Origin of the sequence: Vibrio sp. 10N.222.55.A1 (genome assembly GCF_041473835.1) — a bacterium.
GTDB lineage: Bacteria > Pseudomonadota > Gammaproteobacteria > Enterobacterales > Vibrionaceae > Vibrio > Vibrio crassostreae_C.
In genome coordinates, this window is sequence record NZ_JBFRSX010000140.1 from 1 (window position 1) to 854 (window position 854).

Below are 854 nucleotides of genomic sequence, written 5' to 3' on the forward strand. Positions count from 1 at the left end.
TGCGATCCCGCCCTGAGGTAACCCCAATCCACTGTGCCTTTCTAAAAAACTGTTAAACTGTGCCTTGGAAACAAGTAGTTCATCATCACCATATGTCATGACATGCAAGATTTTCCATTTGTAGGGTTTTAGTTCGGCGATTAGTTCAGAGAAATCTTCTTCGAAATTAAGACTATTCACGACAGTGTTGATCTTTGTTTTTATACCCTCTTGGGACTGAGTCAGGCGTGCTAGTGCCTGTTTTAGATCGTCAGAGCTGAAAGAATTCCCTTTTCGGTCTTTCCTTCCAATTTTTCTCCGTGTGTTTAAGCTTTGACTGTCAAAGCTTATTCCAATCATATCCAGTATACCTTTAGGCAATGCCAGTTTGTCGTAACTTAAATAATGTCCGTTAGTTATGGTTGAAGTACTAAAGCCTTTTTGTTTTGCCAGCATCAAAGCAGTAATGAATGTATCTCCTAGCATCATAGGCTCACCGCCAGCAAAATTAAGGCGAACACTTTCGTAACCAAGCTCCTCTTTTAAGGTTGGAGTGCCTTTGATGAAGTAGTTAGCTAGTTTATCTAGTAACTTTGCAACTTCTTGCTCGGAACGATGTAGTTCATTGGGGCGTCCCCATTTTGCGAAGCAGTATGTACAACCGTAATTACAGACTTCTGTTAGGTGCCAATTGATTACTAGTTCTTTTGTTGTACCAGGTTGGATAGTTGTCATTGTTTTGCTCCTCATGTATACAGGAGGCAAGTATGAAAACATCAGCTCTAGGAAAAAATGAAAAGCAAAGTCCCCCCCCTCTCACCCCAAAAAAGGGGACGTGGGTTTCAAGACAGTTTGGAGCGGCGTTGTTGCCTAAA

General features: G+C 41.6%; 1 protein-coding gene. It reads right to left on the reverse strand.

The features are described 5' to 3' along the window. Positions 1 to 714: viperin family antiviral radical SAM protein (locus AB4493_RS22140; protein WP_372155828.1), on the reverse strand; the 714-nt coding region annotated here is incomplete at its 3' end. Positions 715 to 854 lie beyond the last annotated feature (140 nt).